Origin of the sequence: Halorubrum sp. SS7 (genome assembly GCF_005435055.1) — an archaeon.
Classification (GTDB): Archaea; Halobacteriota; Halobacteria; order Halobacteriales; family Haloferacaceae; genus Halorubrum; species Halorubrum salinarum.
Genome location: NZ_SGXV01000379.1, coordinates 1 through 384, shown reverse-complemented (window position 1 = coordinate 384; position 384 = coordinate 1). Strand labels below are relative to the sequence as shown.

Genomic DNA, 384 nt, shown 5'->3' with positions numbered 1-384 from the left:
AGCGTTCAGCGCCTCGATCGGCGTCATCCGGGCGAGGTCGAGGTCGCGGAGCGCCGCGGCGAGGTCGGGCGACGCGCCGGGCGCGGACTCGTCGGCCTCGTTCGACGGCCGCGCGCGGTCGCCCTCGGTGGGGGTCTCGGCGGCGGGGTCGCCCGCCGGCGGACCGGCCCCGTCTCCCTGCTCCGAGGCCTCCTCCGCGAGGAACTCCCGCAGCGACGCGTCTCCGTCGCGGTCCCCGTCGGCCGGCTCGCCCTCGTCGGTCGCTGCCGCGTCGTCGGCCGGCCCCTCGGGCTCGGTCCCGCTCTGGTCCCGACCTCGCTCCGCCTCCTCCGCGGCGACCAGGTCGCGCGCGCGGTCGACGACCGGCCCGGGGACCCCCGCCAG

At 80.2% G+C, this 384-nt stretch carries 1 pseudogene; it reads right to left on the bottom strand.

Annotated features, from left to right (window positions below):
- Nucleotides 1-384, bottom strand: a pseudogene (locus EXE44_RS18475) (DNA mismatch repair protein MutS); the annotation flags it as partial.